The sequence below is a fragment of the Achromobacter pestifer genome (assembly GCF_902859625.1).
Taxonomy (GTDB): domain Bacteria; phylum Pseudomonadota; class Gammaproteobacteria; order Burkholderiales; family Burkholderiaceae_B; genus Achromobacter; species Achromobacter pestifer.
Genome location: NZ_CADIJX010000003.1, coordinates 622785 through 644383, shown reverse-complemented (window position 1 = coordinate 644383; position 21599 = coordinate 622785). Strand labels below are relative to the sequence as shown.

Sequence of the window (21599 nt, the reverse complement as noted above, 5' to 3'; positions counted from 1 at the left end):
GTCAGGTCACAATTAGGGTTTGCCCATAGCCCTACGCCGCATCACGCGCGCAACCCATATCTGTTAAAAAGCCGCCACACCCGGCTCTCTTTCGCTTCCATGACCTACGATCCGCAACACTCACCCTTCAAAAGCACCGGCGGCGCGCGCCGCATCCTGAATGCGCTGCGCTATTCCTGGCAGGGGCTGAAAGCGGCCGTCAAATACGAAGCGGCGTTTCGCCAGGAGCTGGCACTGGCCGTCCTGATGATCCCGGCGGCTTTCTTCCTGGGCCGGACCACGGTCGAGGTCTTTTTCCTGGTGGGCACCGTGATCATGGTGCTGGCGGCGGAATTGTTGAATTCCGCCATCGAGGCGCTGGCCGATGCGCTGTCCGTCGAACGCCACCCACTATTGGGGCGTGCCAAGGACTTGGGCAGCGCAGCGGTCATGCTATTGCTGATCTTCGCTGGCGCCGTCTGGATCGGGGTGGCCATCAGCCGCTTCGTCATGCATTGACACCGGTGATTCCCCGCTAGGACACACCAGTCTTTATACTGAGAGCCATGATGCCTAACTCGACGTCAGCCCCCTCTCAGCGCATCGTCATCGTCGGCGGCGGTGCCGGCGGCCTGGAATTGGCCGCCAAGCTGGGCCGGATCCATGGCCGGCAACTCATCACCCTGGTCGACAGCCGCCCTTTCCATATCTGGAAGCCCTCGCTGCACGAAGCGGCCGCAGGCACGCTCGACATTCACCAGGAAGGCTTGTCCTACTTGATGCTGGCCCACATGAACGGATTTTCGTTCGCGCAGGGCCGCTTGCTGAGCGTGGATCGTGAACGCCGCCAGATCGTCGTTGATGCCGTCAACGACACGCAGGGCCAGGAAGTCCTGCCCCGCCGCGATCTGGCCTACGACACGCTGGTGCTGGCCCTGGGCAGCACCTCCAATTTCTTCAATACGCCCGGCGCGGCCGAACACGCCGTCACGCTGGACACCACTGAAAACGCCGAACAGTTCCGCCTGACCATGCTGAAGGCCATGGCGCAGGTGGACTTGGCCAAAGTGCGCAACCCGTCGGCCCGGCTGGACCTGGTCATCGTGGGCGGTGGCGCCACCGGCGTCGAACTGGCCGTTGAATTGACGGAAGCCAGCCACGTGGTCAGCGCCTACGGCCTGCCGAACTTCCGCGCCGAACGCGACCTGGCCATCACGCTTGTCGAAGGCGCTCCGCGCATCCTGTCCGCCCTGCCCGAGAAAATCTCTGAAGCCGCCACCAACCGGCTGACCGAATTGGGCATCGGCGTGGAAACGTCCTGCCGCGTATCGGAAGTGACGGGCAACAGCGTCAAGACCGCCGACGGCCGCGAATTCCCCGCCCAGCTGTGCATGTGGGCCGCCGGCATCAAGGGCCCCGCCCTGCTGGCCGACCTGGACCTGCCGCTGAACAAGCTGGGCCAGCTGGAAGTGAACGAACGGCTGGAAACGGCGGACCCCCACATCCTGGCGCTGGGCGATTGCTGCTCGGTGCCCTGGCGCGACGGCCGCACCGTGCCCGCCCGGGCCCAGGCCGCGCACCAGCAGGCCGATTACCTGACCAAGAAGCTCACCGCGCGCCTGCGTGGTTCGGCCGAACCCGCCGGCCCCTACGTCTATCAAGACCACGGGTCGCTGGTGTCGCTGGGCCAGGACGCCGGCGTTGGCAGCCTGATGGGCAAGCTGGCCGGACGAGGACTGTTCGTAAGCGGTACACTGGCGCGCTTGATGTACATGAGCCTGCACCTGATGCACCACAAAGCGGTGCTGGGCATCTCTCGCACCGCCTCCCTTGCCCTGGCCCGCCTGCTGATGCGGCGCACGCGCCCCCGGGTCAAACTGCACTGAACTCCCCATGAATTTCCTGCAAAAACTCGAACACGCCTGGACCACCAGCAACTCGCTCCTGCAAGTTGGGCTGGATCCCGACCCCCAACGCTTTCCGCGCGAATTGCAGGACAAGCCGGACGCCATCTTCCAGTTCTGCCGCGATATCGTCGACGCCACCGCGCCGTATGCGTGCAGCTTCAAGCCGCAGATCGCGTACTTTGCCGCGCACCGCGCCGAAGACCAATTGGAAGCGCTGTGCCAGCACATCCGCGACCACCATCCTGACCTGCCCATCGTGCTGGACGCCAAGCGCGGTGACATCGGCTCCACCGCCGAGAACTACGCCCGTGAAGCCTACGAGCGCTATCAGGCGCATGCGCTGACCGTCAGCCCGTACATGGGCCTGGATTCGGTTGAACCCTATCTGGCCTGGCGCGACCGAGGCGTGATCGTGCTGTGCCGCACGTCCAACCCCGGCGGGTCGGATCTGCAATTCCTGAAGATGGATAACGGCGAACCGCTGTACCTGCACGTCGCAGGTCTGGTGGCCGACAAATGGAATGCCAACGGCCAATGCGGCCTGGTGGTGGGCGCCACGTTCCCGAACGAACTGGCCGCCGTCCGTCAGCGCATCGGCGATGCCCTGCCCCTGCTGGTGCCGGGCATCGGCGCCCAGGGCGGCGACATCACCGCCACCGTGAACGCTGGCGCGAACGCCGCCCGCAGCGGCATGATGATCAATTCCTCGCGCGCCATCATCTACGCCAGCGGCGGCGACGATTGGCGCGAGGCCGCTGGCCGCGCGGCCATGGGCCTGCGCGACGCGATCAACGCCGTACGCTGAACCTCTGGCGCAGGCGTGGGGGCCACGCCTGCTCTAGCGACGGTTGACCGGCGCTCCCAGGAATTCCAACAGTCCCCGTAACGCATACTCCACCGCGGCCTGGCGCACTTGCGCCCGGTCGCCGGGGAACACATGCGTCACGGCGCGGCTGGTAATACCGTCGCCCACGCGCATCGCAAAACCAAAGCACACCATGCCTACCGGCTTGCCCGGCGTGGCGCCGCCCGGCCCGGCGATGCCGGTGGTGGAAACGCCCACATGCGCGGCGGAAGATGCCAGCAGCACGCCGTTGGCCATTTCCAGCGCGACCGGTTCGCTGACCGCGCCAAAGTGATGCAGCGCGTCGGGGGATACGTCCAGCTCGGCCACCTTGGCCTCGTTGCTGTAGGTGACGAACCCCCGCTCGAACCATTCGCTGGAACCCGCCACCGACGTCATGGCGCCAGCCAGCAGGCCTCCCGTGCAGGATTCCGCGGTGCCCAGCATCCACCCATGACGCCGCATGGCATCGCCCAGCCGTTCGGCCAGGCCCAAACTGGTTGCCTCGGCCAGCCCCGCAGCCGGCAGATTGGCCCGCGCACCCGCTTCTTGTTGCTCGTTCATCCCAAGACTCCTGTGCGTGCGACCAGCGCCATCACTAGCAAGGCATAGCCGGCCGCCACGATATCGTCCCACATTACCCCGAAGCCGCCCTTGATATGGGCGTCGAAGAACTTGATGGGAGGCGGCTTGACGATGTCGAACAATCGGAACAGTCCGAACGCCAGCAACTGAGACAACCAGCCTGCGGGCGTCAACCAAAGCACCAGCCAGAACGCCACCATCTCGTCCCAGACCATTCCGACATGATCCGGCTGCCCAAGTTCACGGCCAACGCGATCGCAGGCCCAGCAGCCGTACAGGAACGCCAGCGCCAGGAACACGCCAATCGCCATGTCGGAGGCCGCTGGCGCCGCTGCCACCCAGATCCCCCAGGCCAGCAAGGTACCCCAGGTGCCGGATGCGGGCCGGACCAGGCCGCTGCCCAGGCCGAAGGCGATCAGCCGGCCCGGATCGCGGCACACCCAGGACAGCGTTGGATAGACCGCCCGCGAGCGCTCACGCATGGAAGGGGATGACTTGTCGGTGGGAGGCATGGCGTTCCTGAGCCGTTGAGTAAAGGACGAAGCAGCGGATCAGGCCGCGGGGAAGTGATCAAAACCGGCTGGCAGCGCAGCCATCGGCTGGCCCTGCCCATCCAACACGGACAGGCCTGCCTGCGCCCGCACCTGGCCGATGCGGGTCACGCGGGCGCCAGCCGCACGCGCGGCGGCGTCCACCGCATCGCGCTTGGCGGCGGGCGCGGCAAAGCACAACTGATAGACATCGCCACCGCCCAGCACCGCCCGGCGCAACAGCGCGTCATCCAGGGAGGCCAGGGCAGCGGCCACCGGCATGCGCGTGTATTCCAGGCAAGCCCCCACGCGGCTGGCGGCCAGGATGTGGCCCAGGTCCTGCAACAAGCCATCCGATAAGTCGATGGCGGCATGCGCGATGCCGCGCAGCGCCAAGCCTAGTGCCACCTGCGGCTGCGGCCATTCCAGCGCGCCACGGGTGGCGGCCAGTAAGGCCGGGTCAGCCGGGTACTGGCCGTCCAGCAAGCGGTACGCGACGTCGGCCGCGCCCAACTCCCCCGATACCCAGATGTCGTCACCCGCCTGCGCGCCGTCACGACGCAGCGCCTGACCGGCCGGCACGGCGCCGAACACGGTGACGCTGATCGCCAGGTCGTGCGCGCTGCGCGTGGTGTCGCCACCGATCAACGGGCAGCCATGGGCATCGGCCAGCGCGTGAAAACCGTCCGCGAACGCGGCCAACCACGGTTCGTCCAGGCGTGGCAAGGCCAAGCCCAGAACGCAGCCGATGGGCCGCGCGCCCATGGCCGCCAGGTCAGACAGGTTCACGGCCAGGGCCTTGTGGCCCAAGGCGCGGGGATCCACGTCGGAAAAGAAATGCCGGCCTTCCAGCAGCAAGTCCGTGCTGGTGGCGACCTGTTCGCCAGGCGGCACGGGAAACAGGGCGCAATCGTCCCCCACGCCCAGCAGGCCTGCCGGCGCGGCGCGGGTGAAATAGCGCGCGATCAGATCGAATTCGGACGCCACGGCAACTCCGAGAAGCCGGTCTGAAAACCGGCGATGAAACAAGCCGAAGGGGTCAGGCGCAGACCACGCCTGCCGCATCGGTGAGGATGCGTGCAGGGCGGCATGCGCCTGACCCCTTCGGAGTCCGGCAAGCGCGGATTAGCGCCGTTGCTGCGCCGCGGCCTGAACCTCGTTCGCACGCACGTCGGCAGCCAGCTTGTCGAGCACACCGTTGACGAACTTGAAGCCATCGGTGCCGCCAAACGACTTGGCCAGCTCGACCGCTTCGTTGATGGCAACCTTGTACGGCACTTCGACATGATGAATCAGTTCAAAGCTACCGATCAGCAGGATGCCATGCTCAACGGGCGACAGCTCGGCCAGCGGGCGGTCGACGTAGGGCGTGAAACGCTCGCGCAGCGCGGGCGCTTCGCGCAGAACACCGTGCAGCAAGGTCTTGAACCACTGCGCGTCGGCCTCGGAAAAATCCTCGGTGTCGCGCAGGTGAGCATCGATCTCGCCGGCGTCTTGCGTGCCTTCGCCACCGCGCAGCAGCCACGCATACACGCCTTGCAGCGCGAATTCGCGTGCACGGCGGCGGGCGCTGCGCGCGTTGGCGCGGGCTTGCGCCGCGCTATCAGCGCTTGTCGTCGTCTTCTTCGTCGTCAAAATCTTCGTCCTCGTCGTCTTCTTCGTCGTCTTCGTCTTCTTCCTCGGGTTCCAGCGCTGCCACCAGATTGGCCATTTCAACGGCCACCTGAGCGCAATCGCGACCCTTGCCGGCGGCGCGGGCTTGCGCCTGCTCGTCGGTGTCGACGGTCAGCACGCCGTTTGCAACGGGAATGCCGGTTTCCAGGGAGATACGGGTGATTGCCATGGCCATTTCATTGCTGACCACTTCAAAGTGATAGGTCTCGCCACGGATGACGGCGCCCAGAGCGATCAGGGCGTCGAATTCAAACGTTTCGGCCATATGGGACAGGGCCACGCCCAGTTCCAGGGCGCCGGGAACGGTGGCGACCATCACGTCGCGTTCGTCCACGCCCAATTCGGCCAGTTCCTTCAGGCACGCTTCGAGTTCGGCCTGGCCGATTTCTTCATTGAAGCGGGCGCGTACGATGCCGATGTGCAGCCCTTCGCCGTTCAGGTCGGGGGTAAGGATGTAAGGGTTCATGAGTCGGCCTTCAGTGTGTTGCGGGAGTATTCAGCGGGTCGCAATCGTAACCCGTAATGGTGAGCGAGAAGCCCGCCATGCTGGGCATCTTGCGCGGCCGGGCCAGCAGCTTCATCTGGCCCACATTCAGGTCGCGCAGAATCTGGGCGCCAATGCCGTAGGTGCGCAGGCCGAAACGGTCAGTGCTGGCGGCCGCGTTGGCTTGGGCCTTCGGGTCATTCCAGCCGGCAATCTGGCCAAACAAGTGCTCGGTGGACGATTGGCAATTCATCAACACCAGGACCCCTGCTGGAGCAGCCGCAATGGCCTGCAAGGCTTGCGCCACGCCCCAGCTATGCGGGCTGGCGCCGGTATCCAGTACGTCCAGCACGGAGGCCGGCTCGTGCACGCGCACCAGCGTTTCGACGTCGGGGCTCACGTTACCATGCACCAGCGCCAAATGGGCGGAGCCGGTGGCGGCGTCTTCGTAGGCCACGGCCTCGAAGGTGCCCCAGGCCGTCTGCATGGGGCGCTTGCCCACGCGCTTGACGATGGATTCGTGTTCGCTGCGGTATTGGATCAGGTCGGCGATGGTGCCGATCTTCAGATTGTGCTGGCGGGCGAAGTCCACCAGGTCCGGCAAGCGGGCCATGGTGCCGTCCGGCTTGAGAATTTCGCAAATCACCGCGGCGGGCGTCAGGCCGGCCATCGCGGTCAGGTCGCAGCCGGCTTCAGTGTGGCCGGCGCGCACCAGCACGCCGCCGGGCACCGCGCGCACGGGGAAGATATGGCCGGGCTGAACCAAATCCGACGGTTTGGCGTCGCGCGCCACCGCCACCTGGATGGTGCGGGCGCGGTCGGCGGCCGAAATGCCGGTTTCCACGCCGACGGCAGCTTCAATGGACTGCGTGAAGTTGGTGCCGTAGCGCGTGCCGTTGCGGGCCGCCATCAAGGGCAGGTCCAACTGGCGGCAACGGTCTTCGGTCAGGGTCAGGCAAACCAGGCCGCGGCCGTGCGTCACCATGAAGTTGATGGCTTCAGGCGTGACGAACTCAGCGGCCATGACGAGATCGCCCTCGTTTTCACGGTCTTCTTCGTCAACCAGGATGACGATACGGCCGGCGCGAAGCTCAGCGATGATCTCGGCAACCGAAGCGATGCCGAAGGATTCCGGCTCGGAGCCGGGCAAAGAGGACAACTGAACGGACATGGCAGGCACGCAAACCAGGCGGGAAAGCCCGAATTTTACCGCCCCTGGCGCCAGAACCCCTATCGGGCCGCCAGAACGGCTTGCGGCGGGGGCATCCGGTTAAACTTTCGCCCGGAGATCGCCCCTAAGAAATTACGCCCACACGCTGCGCCTTCGGCTTGCCGCCCCCAAAAAGGGGCGCCTTTTGCCTTGGGACAGCCCGGCAGCAAAAAACGAGGAAAAACCCCATGCAAGCCCTTGCGGCCATGCCTTTGACCGTTGCGGCGGCGGTTCGCGTCGTTCTGACCGATATTGACGACACGCTGACCACCGATGGCCGCCTGCCCGCCGACGCCTATGCCGCGCTGGAGCGCCTGGAACAGGCTGGCGTGCAGGTGGTCCCCATCACCGGCCGCCCCGCCGGCTGGTGCGACCATATCGCCCGCATGTGGCCCGTGCGTGCCGTGGTGGGAGAAAACGGCGCGTTCTACTACGCCTACGACCGCCAGGCCCGCCGCATGACCACGCACTACTGGACGGACGCCGCTTCGCGCCAGGCCAGCCGCAAGCAACTGGATGCCATCCGCGACCGCGTGCTGGCCGAAGTGCCAGGTTCGGCCGTCGCCAGCGACCAGGACTACCGCGTGGCCGACCTGGCCATCGATTTCTGCGAAGACGTGCCCGCCCTGCCCGATTCGGCCGTCAGCAAGATCGTCCAGATCTTCCACGACGCTGGCGCCCAGGCCAAGGTCAGCTCGATCCACGTCAACGGCTGGTTTGGCGACTACGACAAACTGACCATGACCCGCACCATGTTCCAGCGCGAATTCGGCGCGGACGTGGCGGGCGCCCTGGACAGCACCCTGTTCATTGGCGATTCGCCCAATGACGAGCCGATGTTCGCCTACTTCCCGATCTCGGTCGGCGTCGCCAACATCCAAGCCCTGTTGCATCGCCTGACGCACCGCCCGGCCTTTGTCGCGGCCTTCCACGGCGGCGCGGGTTTCGTCGAAATGGCCGACCGGCTGCTGGCGGCCCGCAAGGCTGCGCAGCCATCCCACCCGCAACCGGCCTGAGGTCCGCACACCGTGGCCACCACCAAGACTCCCGCCCCCGCCGCCAATGACGGCCGCCGCAGCATCCAGTCCATCGAAGTGGGCGTGCCGCTGCTGGCCGCCCTGGTCGACGCCGCCAAGCCCCTGACCCTGCGTGACCTGGCCGCGGGCGCCGGCATGACCTCGGCCAAGGCGCACCCCTACCTGGTCAGCTTCATCCGCGTCGGCCTGGTGCAACAAGACACCATCACCGGCCAGTACGAATTAGGCCCCTTTGCCCTGCAAATGGGGCTGGTCAGCCTGCAACGGCTCGACCCGGTGCGCATCGCCATGCCCGAGATCGCCAAGCTGCAATCCGAGATCGGCCACACGCTGGGCATCGCCGTGCTGGGCTCGCATGGCCCCACCATGATCCACATGACCGAAGCCAGCTACCCGGTGCACGTGAACATGCGCAAGGGCACGGTGATGTCCATGCTGCACACGGCCACCGGCCTGGTGTTCGCGGCCTGGCTGCCGCCCAAGGTCAGTGAGCACTACATCGCCCGCGAAGAAGGCGACACGGCAGTCATCGCCAGCGTGCCTCCCCCGCGCAAGGCGTCGCGCGCCAATATCGAAGCCCAATTGGCCGATATTCGGGTGCACGGCATGGCCCGCGCGCTGGGCAACCCGCTGCCTGGCGTGGACGCCTTGTCGGTACCCGTGTTCGACAACACCGGCAATATTGTCCTGGGGTTGACCAGCCTGGGCCCCACGGGCTTGTTCGACGTGTCCTGGGACGGCGCGATCGCGCGTCCGCTGCTGGCTTGCGCGCAAGAAATCTCGCGCAAGCTGGGCTACCGGGGCTGATTCGATCTTGTTCGGTTGTTCGCAAACAAACGAACATAAAACGAACAATACGAACAAAAGTCGAAAAGAAAGGCAGGGACTTTCCCAAGTGTGCCCGTCCCCTCTTATGTGTTTGAATTCAGCAAATATTCAAATTCATCCCATAAGAGGAGACACACCATGCACGCAATGCGTCTATTGCAAGCGGCCGCCCTGGCCGCATTCGCCGTTGGCGGTTCCGCCGCCCAGGCCGCCGATACCTGCACCAACCGGGGTGACCTGGACCAGATGTATTGCGACAACAATAAGGACCTGGTGGCCGATACGCCCACCGATGCATCCAAGCTGAAGACGCCATCCACCCTGGTGTTCACCTACACCCCGGTGGAAGATCCGGCGGTCTACGAAGACATCTTCAAGCCCTTCACCAAGCACCTGTCCGAATGCACGGGCAAGCGCGTGGTGTTCTATCAGGTGCAAAGCAACGCCGCGGAAATCGAAGCCATGCGCTCGGGCCGCCTGCACGTGGGCGGTTTCTCGACCGGCCCGACTGCGTTCGCCGTGAACATCGCCGGCGCCGTGCCGTTCGCCGTCAAGGGCTACGCCGACGGCTTCCAGGGCTACAACCTGATCGTCATCGTCAAGAAAGACAGCCCCTACCAAAAGCTGACCGACCTGAAGGGCAAGAAGCTGGCGCATACCGCCCCCTCGTCCAACTCGGGCCACATGGCGCCGGTGGCGCTGTTCCCCAAGGAAGGCCTGACGCCGGACAAGGACTACAAGGTGGTCTTCTCGGGCAAGCACGACCAGTCCGTCATGGGCGTGAACTCCGGCGACTATGACGCCGCCGCCGTCGCCTCGGACGTGTTCAAGCGCATGGTTGAACGCGGCCAGGTCAAGGAAGCTGACTTCCGCGTGATCTACAAGAGCGAGAAATTCCCCACGTCGTCCTTCGCGTACGCACATGACCTGGAACCGAAGTTCCGCGACCAGATGCTCAAGTGCTTCTACGACTACCGCTTCCCAGCGGAAATGTCGAAGGCCTTCGATGGCGCCGACCGCTTCTATCCGGTGACCTACCAGAAGGACTGGGCCATCGTCCGCCAAGTGGCTGAATCGGGCGGCGAAAGCTTCAACCGCGCCGCCTATGACCGCGAATCCGCCAAGAGCAAGAAGTAATCCAGCATGACGACGTCGCTACGCATCTCCGGCCTGGTCAAGGAATACCGGGCCGGCCGGCCGGTTCTCAATGGCATCGATCTTGAGATCGCCGGCCAGGGGCTGACCGCCATCATCGGACCTTCCGGCACCGGCAAAAGCACGCTTCTGCGTTGCATCAACCGGCTGATCGAACCCACGCAGGGCGAGATCGTGCTGCAATCCAAGGAAGGGTCCGTGGACCTGGCCCGCGTGCGTGGCGCGTCGCTGCGCCGCGCGCGCCGGCGCATCGGCATGGTGTTCCAGGAATACAACCTGGTCGAACGCCTGACCGTCATGGAAAACCTGCTGACGGGACGGCTGGGCTACACCTCGGCCGTCAAGGCCTGGATGCGCCGGTTTGATCCTGAAGATATCGAGCATGCCTACAAGCTGCTGGATACCGTCGGCCTGGCCGGCTTTGCCGACCAGCGCGCCGATGCACTGTCAGGCGGGCAGCGCCAGCGAGTGGGCATCGCCCGCGCGCTGATGCAACGCCCGCAACTGCTGCTGGCAGACGAACCCACGTCGTCGCTGGACCCGAAGACCTCGGTCGAAATCATGGAGCTGCTGTCCGCGCAGGGCAGCGCCACCGGCATTCCCGTCATCGTGAACATCCACGACGTCGAACTGGCCCGACGCTACGCCACCCGCATCGTCGGCATGTCCGGCGGGCACGTGGTCTACGACGGCGACGGCCAGGGCCTGGACGCCACCATGCTCAAGACGATCTACGGAGGCGAGTCTTGGCTGGAATGACGCACCCTCGGGGCAACCGCCCCTTCGCCATGTCCGGGCGCGCGAAGGCGGGCCTGGTGTTGCTGGTGATCTACACCCTCTACGCGGGCGCGCAGCTGGATTTCAGCTGGGCGCGCTTTGAAACCGGCATGGGACACGCATCGACGTTTCTTTCGCGCATGTTCCCGCCCAATTTTGAAAAGCCCGCCACCTTGTGGAAGGGCATTGCGGAAAGCCTGGAAATCGCGGTGCTGGCTTCGGTGCTGGGCATCTTGTTCGCCCTGCCCGTGGGCCTCTTGGGCGCGCGCAACATGATGCCCGCCTGGGTCTCCTGGCCCGCGCGCTCGCTGGTGGCGCTGTGCCGTGCCCTGCATCCGGTCATCGTGGCCATCCTGTTCGTCAAGGCCGTCGGCTTTGGCGCGCTGGCCGGCATCCTGGCGCTGACCGTCGCCTCCATCGGCTTCATCGGCAAGCTGTTCACCGAAGCCATCGAAGAAATATCGTTGAAGCAGGTGGAAGCCGTGCGCGCCTCGGGTGCGTCGTTCGCCAACGTCATCATCTTCGGCGTGCTGCCGCAGGTGTTCGCGCGCTTCATCGGCTTTGCCACCTATCAGTTCGACTCCAACCTGCGCAACTCCACCATGGTGGGCATCGTGGGCGCGGGCGGCGTGGGCGGCACGCTGTTCTCGGCATTCCAGCGTTTTGACTACGACTTCGTGAGCGCCATCCTGCTGACCTTGATCGCCATCATCATGCTGGGCGAAATCCTGGCGGGCTTCGTGCGTGCCGTGTTCCTGGACAACCTGGGCTTTGACCGCATCCTGCAAGGCCGTTTTGCCGGCGCGCGTGGCATCGGTTCCAGCAAGCCGCAGGTGGCCCGCAAGGCGGAGGTGGAAGAATGAATACCCATGCCTCCACCCTGAACCCGGCCGGCTCCCCGCGCGTGTGGCTGCGCTACAGCATGGGCCAGCGGCTGCTGCGCTTTGCGCTGTACCTGCTGCTGGTCGCAGCCATCGCCCAAGCCATCCGTGGCGTGGAAGTCATCCCCGAATTCCTGTATGACGCCCCCGAGCAGATGGCTGATCTGTTCCGCCGCATGTGGCCGATCGACTGGGCTTACTACCCGGGCGGCGTCCACGACGCGCTGATCGAAACGCTGCATATCGCCACGCTGGGCACCATTCTGTCGGTGTTCATGGCGGTGCCCGTAGGCCTGCTGGCGGCCAACAACCTGACGCCCAGCAAGACCATCAACATGCTGGCCCGGCTGATCCTGGTCTCCAGCCGCTCGGTCAATTCGCTGGTGTGGGCGCTGCTGTTCATCGCCATCTTCGGCCCCGGGGCATTGGCGGGCACGCTGGCCATCGCCTTCCGCTCAATCGGCTTTGTGGGCAAGCTGGTCGGCGAAGCCATCGAGGAAGCTCAGCGCGGGCCGATCGAGGCCGTCACCGCCACCGGCGCCAGCAAGGCATCGGTGCTCTGGTACGCCTACTGGCCGCAGATCCGACCGGCGTTCTGGTCCATCGTGCTGCTGCGCTGGGACATCAACGTGCGCGAATCGGCTGTGCTGGGCCTGGTGGGCGCCGGCGGCATCGGCATGGCGCTGGACACCGCGTTGAACCTGTTCCAGTGGGACCGCGTGGCGCTGGTGCTGGCCGCGATCTTCGTCGTCGTCGTATTGGCCGAAATCATCATCACCCAGGCGCGCAAACGCATTCTTTGAACCGCGTCCCCGTTTTACGCTTGTCGGTTTCCCCTGACCAGCGCTCCTTGGCGCCGCCCCGAAAAGGGCGGCGTTTTTTCTTGCCCACCGGGCCGCCCCGGCTTGTCCGTCCGACGCAATCACGTCTATGCTCAATGTGAACAAAATATGAACCGTCATCAAATCCCACCCTCCGGTTGATTAAGATCTCGGCTTTTGCCGTTGGACACCCACCGCCATGTCGGAACAGGAATTGAAACTGCACGTGCCCACGGCTTCGCGCCAGGCCGTGCTGCGAGAGATCAAGCAACGCGAAGCGACACGCATCCGCCTGCATGCCATGTATTTCGACACGCCCGACCGCGAACTCGCGCGGGCCCGCATTGCCATCCGGTTGCGCCAAGAAGGCCGCGACTGGGTACAGACCCTGAAGATGCCTGGCATCAATGCCATCACCCGCATCGAACTGAACCATCCCCGCCCCGGCCCCGTGCTGGACCTATCGGTGTACGCCGGCACCGAAGTGGAAGCCGCCCTGGCCGCCGTCAAGGGTGAACTTGGCCTGCGCTATGAAACCGATGTGCTGCGCCTGCTGCGCAAAGTGCGCACACGCTACGGCACGGTGGAACTGGCGTATGACACCGGCATCCTGCGCGCTGGCGCACTGGAATTGCCGATCTCCGAACTTGAATTTGAATTGATGTCGGGCCGCCCCGCCGCCATTTTCGCCAGCGCGCGCGGCTGGCAGCAACGCCATAGCCTGGTGCTGGACCCGCGCAGCAAGTCGGAGCGTGGCGACGCGCTGGCCCAACTGGCGCAACGCTTGGCCGACGTGGACGCCACCCCGGGCGACGATCTGGAAGCCCGCCGGGCCAATGCCATCGCTCAATTCTGGGCACCGCGCGGCGCGTCGGCCGTCAAGCTGCGCGACGACATGACGCCGTCGCAGGCGATGGGCCGCATCGCCGCGGAATGCCTGGACCAGATCGCGCGCAACGCCGCGGTGCTGGCCGAAGTCGACACCGAAGGCGTGTATCGCGCCGGCAACTCGGAACACGTGCACCAACTGCGCGTGGGCGTGCGCCGGCTGCGTTCGGCCTGGAAACTCTTCGACGGCTGGATCGCGCCCGTGCCCGACTCCATGCTGCAAGGCGTGCGCACGCACTTCGCCGCCTTTGGCGCCAACCGCGACCAGGACGTGCTGAACGAAACCGTGGCGCCCGCGCTGATCCGTGCCGGCATGCCCGTGATTCCGATGGAAGCCGCGCCCCCCGAACAAGACGCCCAGACCATCGCGGGCGGCAAGGCCTTCCAGGCCTGGCTGCTTGAACTGCTGGAATGGAGCCTGGACGTCCCGCCCGCAGTGCCCGCAAGCGAGGGGCAACACATCGCCAACGGCACGCCCAGCGACGCCGCGCCCGAACCCGCCATCCGACTGGAAGGTGGCGTCGCCGGCCCCATCGTCAAGCCCACCATCATTCCCATGCTGGCGCCGGAACCCGATCCCCAACGCCTGCACAAACAGCTGGCTCGCCGCCTGCATCGTTGGCACAGCAAGGTGGCGGATCAGGGCACGCAATTCGCCTCGCTGGACATTCCCACGCGCCATGAACTGCGCAAGCGCGGCAAGCGGCTGCGCTACAGCCTGGCGTTCGCGGAATCACTGCTGCCGGCAGCCAAGCTGCGCGGCTATCGCAAGCTGCTGTCCAAAGTGCAGGACGTACTGGGCGAAATCAACGATTTGGCAGTTGCCAAGGAATACTACGAATCGTGCACCGCCACGCATCCGCAAGCGTGGTTCGCGCTGGGCTGGATCAGCGCGCGCCTGGACGAACTGGCGGACGAAGCGCAAAAGGCTTTTAACGACCTGGCACGCAGCAAGCCGTTCTGGAAGTAGGTTGTTCGCATGACCCGCCATGGCCGCAACGGCCATGGCGAACCCTGTTCCTGCGGATCGGAACGCAATGTTCCCTCAGCACGCCGCGCGGCCGCGCGCGTTTACCGCATCGGAACTTCAATCATTGAATACGTTTTCACCTGGAAACGGTTCTAGCACCGCGTTTCAAAAAAAGCGGTGCCGCAAGCAACGGGTCAGCCGCTTGTAAAAAGAACGACATCCGATGCGCCAATACTGGATCGCTGTCGTCCGGCCCCCATGCGCCGGGCGCATTCGTGGCCCGCTGCATCCGCCCGATATTCGTCCTGTGTGACGGCAAAGGCCCCTGCGGGCCGTCAGCCCATCCACACCGACCACACCATGGAAACCACTTCCCACTTGCTCGCCCATGCAAGACGAGGCCTCATGGCCTTCTGCGCGCTGTCGCTCGTGTTTTCGCTGTCCGCCTGCGGCGGCGACGACAACGATTCGGACGAACCGACTCCCACGCCTCCCACGACGCCCACCACGCCACCCGCCGCGTGCGCGTCGCACTGCGCCCCGTAAGCCCGTTCCCACCCGACCTTCAACGACAGAGAAGCCAATGACGTTCGATGCCTCCAAGAGAAAATTCTTCAAGACCACGTTGGGAACCACCGCCGCGGTCAGCGCGTTGTCGATGTTTCCGCCCAGCATCCGCCGTGCCCTGGCCATCGAGGCCAGCAGCCCCACCGGCACCATTCAGGACGTCAAGCACGTCGTGATGCTGATGCTGGAAAACCGCTCATTCGACGGCTACTTCGGCACCTTCCCCGGCGTGCGCGGTTTTGGCGACCGCTTCCCCATTCCGCTGGCCAATGGCAAGTCGGTGTTCCATCAGACGCGCAGCGACGGCAGCGAAGAACTGCCCTATCACCTGGACGCAGCACTGGGCAATGCGCAGCGCGCGGGCAGCACGCCGCACTCCTGGCCGAATTGCCAGGCAGCCTGGGACCACGGCCGCATGAACAAATGGCCCAGCGCCAAGCAACCGCTATCGATGGGCTACTACGAAACGGCCGAAGTGCCCTTCCATCGGGCGCTGGCCGATGCCTTCACCCTGTGCGACAGCTACCACTGTTCGATGCACGCGGGCACCATCCCCAACCGGCTGTTCTTCTGGACGGGCACCAATGGACCGTCCGGCGACAACGTGTCCGTCGTGATGAACGAAATGAACGACGGCGCCGACGTGGGTCCGTCCACCGAAGGCTGGACCTGGACCACCTACGCCGACCGCTTGCAGCAGGCCGGTGTCAGCTGGAAGGTCTACCAGAACATTCCCGACAACTTCGGCTGCAACGAAATGATGAGCTTTCGGCACTGGCGTGCCGAGATCGAAAAGATGCCCGCGGATCGTCAGGTCACCAACCAGGGCGGCCCCGCCTACAACCCCTCCATCGACGACCAGTACAGTCCGCTGGCCAAAGGCTTCGGCAACACCATGCCCGACGGCGGTTTCCTGCAAAGCCTGCGCGACGACGTCGTGAACGGCACGCTGCCGGAAGTGTCATGGATCATCCCGCCCGCCGCCTACAGCGAACATCCTGGCCCGTCCAGCCCGGCCAAGGGCGCGTGGTACATCCAGGCGGCGCTGGACGCGCTGACGCAATCGCCCGAGGTCTGGAGCAAGACGGTGTTCCTGGTGACCTATGACGAAAACGACGGCTTCTTCGACCACATGCCGACGCCCTCGGCGCCGTCACGAAACGACGACGGCACACTGGCGGGAAAATCCACGATGACGGATGCCGACATGGCATTCGAATACTTCACCTATCCGCCCGCCACGCCCAAGCAACTGACCGCTGACGGCAAACCGTTCGGCCCCGGCATGCGCGTGCCCATGTGGGTGATTTCGCCTTGGAGCCGCGGTGGCTGGGTCAATTCACAAGTGTTCGACCACACGTCGGCGCTGCGCTTCCTGGAACAGCGCTTCGGCGTCGTCGAACCGAACATCAGCGCATTCCGGCGCGCGGTCTGCGGCGACCTCACGTCCACCTTGAATTTCGTGTCGCCCAATAGCGCCGGTCTGCCGACCTTGTCCGGCCGCACTACCAAGACGGATGCTGACGGGCTGACCACCTGGCAAGAAGCACAGCCCGCCATCGCCATCCCCACAGAGCAGACGCTGGCCCAGCAGGCGCAGGGCACGCGCCCCTCTCGCGCCCTGCCCTACGAGCTGCACACCAGCGCCCGCGAAGAGGGGCGTGAGAACCGCGTCAGGCTGCTGTTCGCCAACGCCAGCAGCGGGCAGGCGGCGGCCGTCTTCCATGTGTACGACAAGCTGCATCTGGACCGCATCCCTCGCCGCTACGTGGTCGAGGCGGGCAAATCGCTGGACGACGCCTGGGACGTCTCCGCCGACAGCGGCAAGTACGACTTGTGGGTGTTGGGACCGAATGGCTTTCATCGCGCCTTCACGGGCGACCTGATGCAGACTGGCGGCGCACAACCCGAGATCCAGGTGTGCTACGTGCCCTGCGACGATCCGCAGGTGCAGGTCAAGCTGCACAACAATGGCAGCCAGGCCTGCACGTTCAGCGTGCAAGCGTTGGCGTACCGCAGCGACGGCCCATGGACCACGACCGTGCAGGCGGGCCAGACCGGCGAGCTAAGCTGGCCAGTCAGCGAAAGCGGCAAGTGGTATGACTTCGCGGTCGCGTGCGAAGGCTATGCCGCATTCGCGCGCCGTTTTGCCGGCCGCATGGAAACCGGTGAGGACGGGGTCAGCGATCCCGCAATGGGTCAGGTGAACTGACGGTAGATTCCGGCAGAAAAGCAATGGGGCGGCGCTTGCGCGCCGCCCCATTGACGGGTGTTCCGCCGAAGATCAGTCCGACAGCAAGGCCGCGGCGAATTCATCCGCCACGAACGGTTGCAGGTCTTCCAGACTTTCTCCCACGCCAATCCAATACACCGGAATCGGGCGCACGCCCTGGCTGCCCGCAGCCACGGCGGCCAGCGTGCCGCCCTTGGCGGTGCCGTCCAGCTTGGTCACGACCAGGCCCGTCAAGTTGATCGCGGCGTCAAACGCGCGAATCTGCGCCAGCGCGTTCTGCCCCGTGTTGCCATCCACCACCAGCAACACTTCGTGCGGCGCCGAGGCATCCGCCTTGCCGATGACGCGGCGGATCTTCTTCAGTTCTTCCATCAGGTGCAGCTGCGTGGGCAAACGGCCAGCGGTATCCACCATGACCACGCCCATGCCGCGCGCACGGCCGGCGTTCACGGCGTCGAACGCCACGGCGGCCGGGTCGCCGCCATCCTGTGCAATCACGCTGACGTTGTTGCGGCTGCCCCATTCCACGAGTTGTTCGCGCGCAGCGGCGCGAAACGTGTCGCCCGCAGCCAGCAACACGCTGGCACCCTGGCGTTGGAACGTGTGCGCCAACTTGCCGATGGAGGTCGTCTTGCCCGCGCCATTGACGCCAGCGATCATCACCACCAGCGGCTTGGTGCGGGTCAGGTCAAAGCTGCGCTCCAGCGGACGCAGGTGGTCCGCCAGCAATTGACGCAGGGCCGTCTTCACCTTGGCCGGATCTTCGATGCGATCCTTCTTGACGCGCGCACGCAGCGCCGTCAGCAGCTTCTCGGTAGCCTCCAGGCCCGCATCGGCCATAATGAGCGCCGATTCAAGTTCCTCGAACAGGTTCTCGTCGACCTTGACGCCGATGAAGATGCCGCCAATGCTTTGGCCCGTGCGTGACAGACCTTGCTTGAGCCGGGACAGCCAGGATGCTTTTTTAGGCGCCTCGGCGGCAACCGGCTCGGGAGCAGGCACTGGAACCTGAACAGGCGCCGGGGCCGCCACCGCCGGAGCGGCGGGCACGGGCGCCGGCACGACAGCGGGCGCTGCGGCAGCAGCCACGGCGGCTGGCGGCGCGTTCAGCGGTACGCTGGCAGGCGCTGGGACAGGCGCTTGAATGGGTGCTTGAATGGGAACTTGAACCGGGACTTGAACAGGCGTCTCAACCCGTACGTCCGGCGCTACCGTCGGTGCGGGCGCGGCAATCGGCGCCGACGGCGGTACCGGTGTCGCCACGGGCGCAGGAACAGGAACCGGCGCGGGCGCAGGAACTGGCTCGAAAACGGGAACGGACACCGGCGCCGCGACCTCGGGACGAGGAGCGGGCGCTGGCACGGCAGGCGGTGGAATTACCGGCGCGACGGCGGGCTCCGCAGGCGCGACGGCGGCGTCTACGACCTCTGGCGGCGGCGCGGGCTGGGCCGGCGCGGCGGGCGGAGGGGATTTTTTCTTGAAGAAGCGGCTAAACATGGGTAACAAGTATATTCGTATCGTCGGGGGCCAATACCGGCGCACCCCCATCGCCGTGCCCGACGTGGAGACGCTGCGCCCCACGCCCGATCGGGTACGCGAGACGCTGTTCAACTGGTTGAATCACCTGTGGAGCGGCGAATTCGCCGACAAGCAGGTGCTGGATCTGTTTGCCGGCAGCGGCGCCTTGGGGTTCGAGGCAGCCTCGCGCGGCGTAGCGCATGTGCAGATGGTCGAACGGGACAAGACCGCCGCGTCCGCGCTGCGGACACTGCGCGACAAGCTCAAAGCCGACATGATACGCATCCATGTGGGTGACGCCATGCAAGTGGCCGAGCGCATGGATGCGTCCCGATTTGACTTGATCCTGCTGGATCCGCCCTTCGGACAGGGCTGGCTGCCGCGCCTGTGGCCGATCCTGCCGGGTATTTTGACCGAGCATGGACTAGTCTACGTCGAGGCGGAAACCCCCATCGAACCCCCCGAAGGATTCCAGATCTTGCGGCAGGACAAGGCAGGCGCGGTCCACTACCATCTGCTGGAATTTGCTGCATTGCGCAAATAGATCAATAATCCGAGCTTCGGAGGATGGTGTACACCACTAATAACGGTACGGAGCTCGCATGATCATCGCTGTATATCCCGGCACTTTCGACCCGCTGACCCGGGGCCACGAAGACCTGGTCCGCCGCGCGGCCACGCTTTTCGACAAAGTCGTGGTGGGCATCGCCCTGAGCCGCAACAAGAAGCCTTTCTTCAGCATCGACGAGCGCGTGGAAATCGCCCGTGAAGTCCTGGGCCATTATCCCAACGTCGAAGTACAGAGTTTTGGCGGCCTGCTCAAGGACTTTGTCCGCGACCAAGGCGGCCGAGTCATCGTTCGCGGCCTGCGTGCCGTGTCCGACTTTGAATACGAATTCCAGATGGCGGGCATGAACCGCCACCTGCTGCCCGACGTGGAAACGCTGTTCATGACGCCGTCGGACCAATACCAGTTCATTTCGGGCACGATCGTGCGCGAAATCGCCCAATTGGGCGGCGACGTCAGCAAGTTCGTGTTCCCGTCCGTGGAACGCTGGTTGCAGGAAAAAGCCAAGGAACGCCGCGAGCAGTCCTGGCCGGGCTGAACGCCAGGCACTGCACCATCCCCGAAGGGCGCGATTTCGCGCCCTTCTTGCGCTTTGCCGCCCGGCAGTACAATGTGAATCGCCCCGGCTTTCATGCGTTGCCCATCATGGCCCTGCTAATCACTGAAGAATGCATTAATTGCGACGTTTGCGAGCCCCAGTGCCCGAACGATGCAATTTCCATGGGCGACGACTATTACGTCATCGATCCCGACAAATGCACGGAATGCGTCGGCCATCACGACGAACCCCAGTGCAAGGTGGTGTGCCCGGTGGAGTGCATTGAACTGCACCCGCAATGGAACGAAGGCCAGGAACAGCTCATGGCCAAATACCGCCGCCTGACTGGTGCCGCATGAGCGACACCACGCAAACCAGCATCAACCTTCCCCCCTCTTCCCACCACGCCCGCCGCGACATTTCCGCGTCTGCGGTCGCCGCTGGCTTGGTTGCCGTGCTGGTCAGCTTCGGCGGCACCGCCGTCTTGATGGTGCAAGCCGGCCACGCCGCGGGCCTGGATGCCGCGCGCATCGGTTCCTGGATCGGTTCGCTCAGCCTGGCATTCGGATTCGGCGGCGCGTTCTACAGCCTGCGCACGGGCCTGCCCATCGTCATGGCCTGGTCCACGCCGGGCGCCGCCTTGCTCGTCACCGCGCTGGTCGGCGTCCCGTTCAATGAAGCCATCGGCGCCTACCTGCTTGCTGCCGGCCTGACGTTGGCTTGTGGCCTGTTCGGCTGGATCGATCCCATCCTGCGCCGGATTCCCGGCGAAATCGCCGCCGCCATGCTGGCCGGCGTGCTGCTCAATTTCGGCATGGGCATCTTCAGCAACATCGGCAAGCAGCCCGCGCTGGTTCTGGCCATGTGCGCCACCTATCTGCTGTGCCGGCGCTGGGCCCCGCGTTACGCGGTGCTGGTGGTGATGGTGGTTGCCATTGCCCTGGCGTTCGCGCTGGACCTGATGCAACTGGACTTGCTGGACTGGCATCTGACGGAATTCGTCTGGACCACCCCCGCCTTCAGCGCCCAGGCCGCCGTCAGCCTGGGCATCCCGCTGTTTGTCGTGGCCATGGCGTCGCAGAACCTGCCCGGCCTGGCGATCCTGCAAGCGGCTGGCTATCGCCCCCCGGCTTCCCGCATCGTGGCCGCCACGGGCCTCCTGGGCCTGCTGGCCGCCCCGTTCGGCGCGCACAGCGTCACCATGGGCGCCATCAGCGCTGCCATCTGTACCGGCCCCGAAGCGCACCCCGATCCCGCCAAGCGCTATATCGCGGCAGCCACCTACGGACTGGGCTATGTGGGATTGAGCGTCGTCGCGGGCGCCGTGGCGGTCTTCTTCCAGGCCTTGCCCGCAGCCCTGCTGGCGGCGCTGGCCGGCTTGGCGCTGCTGGGCACGATCATGGGCGGCATGGCCGCCGCCATGGCCAACCCGCAGCGGCGCGAAGCCGCGCTCATCACCTTGCTGGCAACGGCGTCGGGTTTCAGTTTCTGGGGAATCGGATCGGCCTTCTGGGGCCTGGCGGCGGGCCTCGCGACCCACGCGGCATTCGAATACAAGCGCGCCAAGGCGGGCGCCTAAGCAAGACGAACGCTGAGATCGGGCGT

At 65.3% G+C, this 21599-nt stretch carries 23 protein-coding genes; 15 read left to right on the top strand and 8 right to left on the bottom strand.

The window, feature by feature from the left end:
- The first annotated feature begins 99 nt into the window (after positions 1–99).
- Genes HV753_RS14520 through pyrF form a run of 3 tightly spaced genes read left to right on the top strand, consistent with a single transcriptional unit; the run spans position 100 to position 2691 of the window.
- The gene (locus HV753_RS14520) at positions 100–498 is read left to right on the top strand and encodes a diacylglycerol kinase (protein ID WP_175175179.1); all 399 of its coding nucleotides are present in this window, start codon (positions 100–102) and stop codon (positions 496–498) included.
- Between the two features lie 47 nt (positions 499–545).
- Complete coding sequence (locus tag HV753_RS14515) at positions 546–1865, top strand: NAD(P)/FAD-dependent oxidoreductase (protein WP_175175178.1); 1320 nt, start codon at positions 546–548, stop codon at positions 1863–1865.
- 7 nt (positions 1866–1872) lie between these two features.
- Positions 1873–2691 (top strand): orotidine-5'-phosphate decarboxylase, encoded by an 819-nt coding sequence (gene pyrF, locus HV753_RS14510; RefSeq protein WP_175175177.1) that lies wholly within the window; start codon positions 1873–1875, stop codon positions 2689–2691.
- Between the two features lie 33 nt (positions 2692–2724).
- On the opposite strand, the gene HV753_RS14505 is transcribed toward pyrF, so the two are convergent.
- The 6 genes from HV753_RS14505 to ribBA all read right to left on the bottom strand — a co-directional run bounded on the left by HV753_RS14505 (position 2725) and on the right by ribBA (position 7174).
- Positions 2725–3294 (bottom strand): CinA family protein, encoded by a 570-nt coding sequence (locus HV753_RS14505; RefSeq protein ID WP_175175176.1) that lies wholly within the window; start codon positions 3292–3294, stop codon positions 2725–2727.
- Positions 3291–3797 (bottom strand): phosphatidylglycerophosphatase A family protein, encoded by a 507-nt coding sequence (locus tag HV753_RS14500; RefSeq protein WP_175175455.1) that lies wholly within the window; start codon positions 3795–3797, stop codon positions 3291–3293. Before HV753_RS14500 ends, HV753_RS14505 begins: the two co-directional genes overlap by 4 nt.
- A gap of 69 nt (positions 3798–3866) precedes the next feature.
- On the bottom strand, positions 3867–4832 hold the full coding sequence (gene thiL, locus HV753_RS14495; RefSeq protein ID WP_175175175.1) for a thiamine-phosphate kinase: 966 nt from the start codon (positions 4830–4832) through the stop codon (positions 3867–3869).
- Between the two features lie 138 nt (positions 4833–4970).
- The gene (nusB, locus tag HV753_RS14490) at positions 4971–5480 is read right to left on the bottom strand and encodes a transcription antitermination factor NusB (protein WP_006227614.1); all 510 of its coding nucleotides are present in this window, start codon (positions 5478–5480) and stop codon (positions 4971–4973) included.
- Positions 5449–5985 (bottom strand): 6,7-dimethyl-8-ribityllumazine synthase, encoded by a 537-nt coding sequence (gene ribH / locus HV753_RS14485; RefSeq protein ID WP_175175174.1) that lies wholly within the window; start codon positions 5983–5985, stop codon positions 5449–5451. Before ribH ends, nusB begins: the two co-directional genes overlap by 32 nt.
- Positions 5986–5995: 10 nt before the next feature.
- The gene (ribBA, locus tag HV753_RS14480) at positions 5996–7174 is read right to left on the bottom strand and encodes a bifunctional 3,4-dihydroxy-2-butanone-4-phosphate synthase/GTP cyclohydrolase II (RefSeq protein WP_175175173.1); all 1179 of its coding nucleotides are present in this window, start codon (positions 7172–7174) and stop codon (positions 5996–5998) included.
- 227 nt (positions 7175–7401) lie between these two features.
- On the opposite strand from ribBA, the gene HV753_RS14475 reads away from it, so the two are divergent.
- The 7 genes from HV753_RS14475 (at position 7402) to HV753_RS14445 (ending at position 14570) form a co-directional block, all read left to right on the top strand.
- Positions 7402–8229, top strand: coding sequence for an HAD-IIB family hydrolase (locus tag HV753_RS14475; RefSeq protein ID WP_175175172.1), 828 nt, complete (start codon positions 7402–7404; stop codon positions 8227–8229).
- A 12-nt stretch (positions 8230–8241) separates the two neighbouring features.
- On the top strand, positions 8242–9057 hold the full coding sequence (locus tag HV753_RS14470) for an IclR family transcriptional regulator (protein WP_175175171.1): 816 nt from the start codon (positions 8242–8244) through the stop codon (positions 9055–9057).
- 159 nt (positions 9058–9216) lie between these two features.
- On the top strand, positions 9217–10215 hold the full coding sequence (gene phnD / locus HV753_RS14465; RefSeq protein ID WP_175175170.1) for a phosphate/phosphite/phosphonate ABC transporter substrate-binding protein: 999 nt from the start codon (positions 9217–9219) through the stop codon (positions 10213–10215).
- Positions 10216–10221: 6 nt separating this feature from the next.
- Positions 10222–10992: a phosphonate ABC transporter ATP-binding protein gene (gene phnC / locus HV753_RS14460; RefSeq protein WP_175175169.1), complete on the top strand. Its 771-nt coding sequence runs from the start codon at positions 10222–10224 to the stop codon at positions 10990–10992.
- Positions 10989–11873, top strand: a complete 885-nt coding sequence (phnE, locus tag HV753_RS14455; RefSeq protein WP_175175168.1) for a phosphonate ABC transporter, permease protein PhnE — start codon at positions 10989–10991, stop codon at positions 11871–11873. The genes phnC and phnE (HV753_RS14455) overlap by 4 nt, the downstream gene beginning before the upstream one ends.
- On the top strand, positions 11870–12694 hold the full coding sequence (phnE, locus tag HV753_RS14450; RefSeq protein WP_175175167.1) for a phosphonate ABC transporter, permease protein PhnE: 825 nt from the start codon (positions 11870–11872) through the stop codon (positions 12692–12694). Before phnE (HV753_RS14455) ends, phnE (HV753_RS14450) begins: the two co-directional genes overlap by 4 nt.
- A gap of 217 nt (positions 12695–12911) precedes the next feature.
- A complete protein-coding gene (locus HV753_RS14445; RefSeq protein WP_175175166.1) occupies positions 12912–14570 on the top strand; it encodes a CYTH and CHAD domain-containing protein in 1659 nt (552 codons plus the stop codon).
- A 335-nt stretch (positions 14571–14905) separates the two neighbouring features.
- Here the strand turns inward: HV753_RS14445 and HV753_RS14440 are convergent, their stop codons facing one another.
- Positions 14906–15154 carry a hypothetical protein gene (locus tag HV753_RS14440; protein ID WP_175175165.1) on the bottom strand — a complete coding sequence of 83 codons (249 nt, stop codon included), beginning with the start codon at positions 15152–15154 and terminating at the stop codon, positions 14906–14908.
- On the opposite strand from HV753_RS14440, the gene HV753_RS14435 reads away from it, so the two are divergent.
- Complete coding sequence (locus HV753_RS14435) at positions 15154–17349, top strand: phosphocholine-specific phospholipase C (protein WP_175175164.1); 2196 nt, start codon at positions 15154–15156, stop codon at positions 17347–17349. The genes HV753_RS14440 and HV753_RS14435 overlap by 1 nt on opposite strands.
- A gap of 72 nt (positions 17350–17421) precedes the next feature.
- Here HV753_RS14435 and ftsY read toward each other — a convergent pair whose 3' ends face one another.
- Entirely contained in the window at positions 17422–18459 is a 1038-nt protein-coding gene (ftsY, locus tag HV753_RS14430) for a signal recognition particle-docking protein FtsY (protein WP_343056507.1), read from the bottom strand.
- A gap of 406 nt (positions 18460–18865) precedes the next feature.
- Here ftsY and rsmD point away from each other — a divergent pair, with 406 nt between their 5' ends.
- From rsmD to HV753_RS14410, 4 genes are all read left to right on the top strand, one after another.
- Positions 18866–19432: a 16S rRNA (guanine(966)-N(2))-methyltransferase RsmD gene (rsmD, locus tag HV753_RS14425; RefSeq protein ID WP_175175163.1), complete on the top strand. Its 567-nt coding sequence runs from the start codon at positions 18866–18868 to the stop codon at positions 19430–19432.
- A gap of 58 nt (positions 19433–19490) precedes the next feature.
- Positions 19491–19994 (top strand): pantetheine-phosphate adenylyltransferase, encoded by a 504-nt coding sequence (gene coaD / locus HV753_RS14420; protein WP_006227601.1) that lies wholly within the window; start codon positions 19491–19493, stop codon positions 19992–19994.
- Between the two features lie 107 nt (positions 19995–20101).
- The gene (locus tag HV753_RS14415) at positions 20102–20353 is read left to right on the top strand and encodes a YfhL family 4Fe-4S dicluster ferredoxin (protein WP_006221659.1); all 252 of its coding nucleotides are present in this window, start codon (positions 20102–20104) and stop codon (positions 20351–20353) included.
- The gene (locus HV753_RS14410; RefSeq protein ID WP_175175162.1) at positions 20350–21573 is read left to right on the top strand and encodes a benzoate/H(+) symporter BenE family transporter; all 1224 of its coding nucleotides are present in this window, start codon (positions 20350–20352) and stop codon (positions 21571–21573) included. The genes HV753_RS14415 and HV753_RS14410 overlap by 4 nt, the downstream gene beginning before the upstream one ends.
- Positions 21574–21599 lie beyond the last annotated feature (26 nt).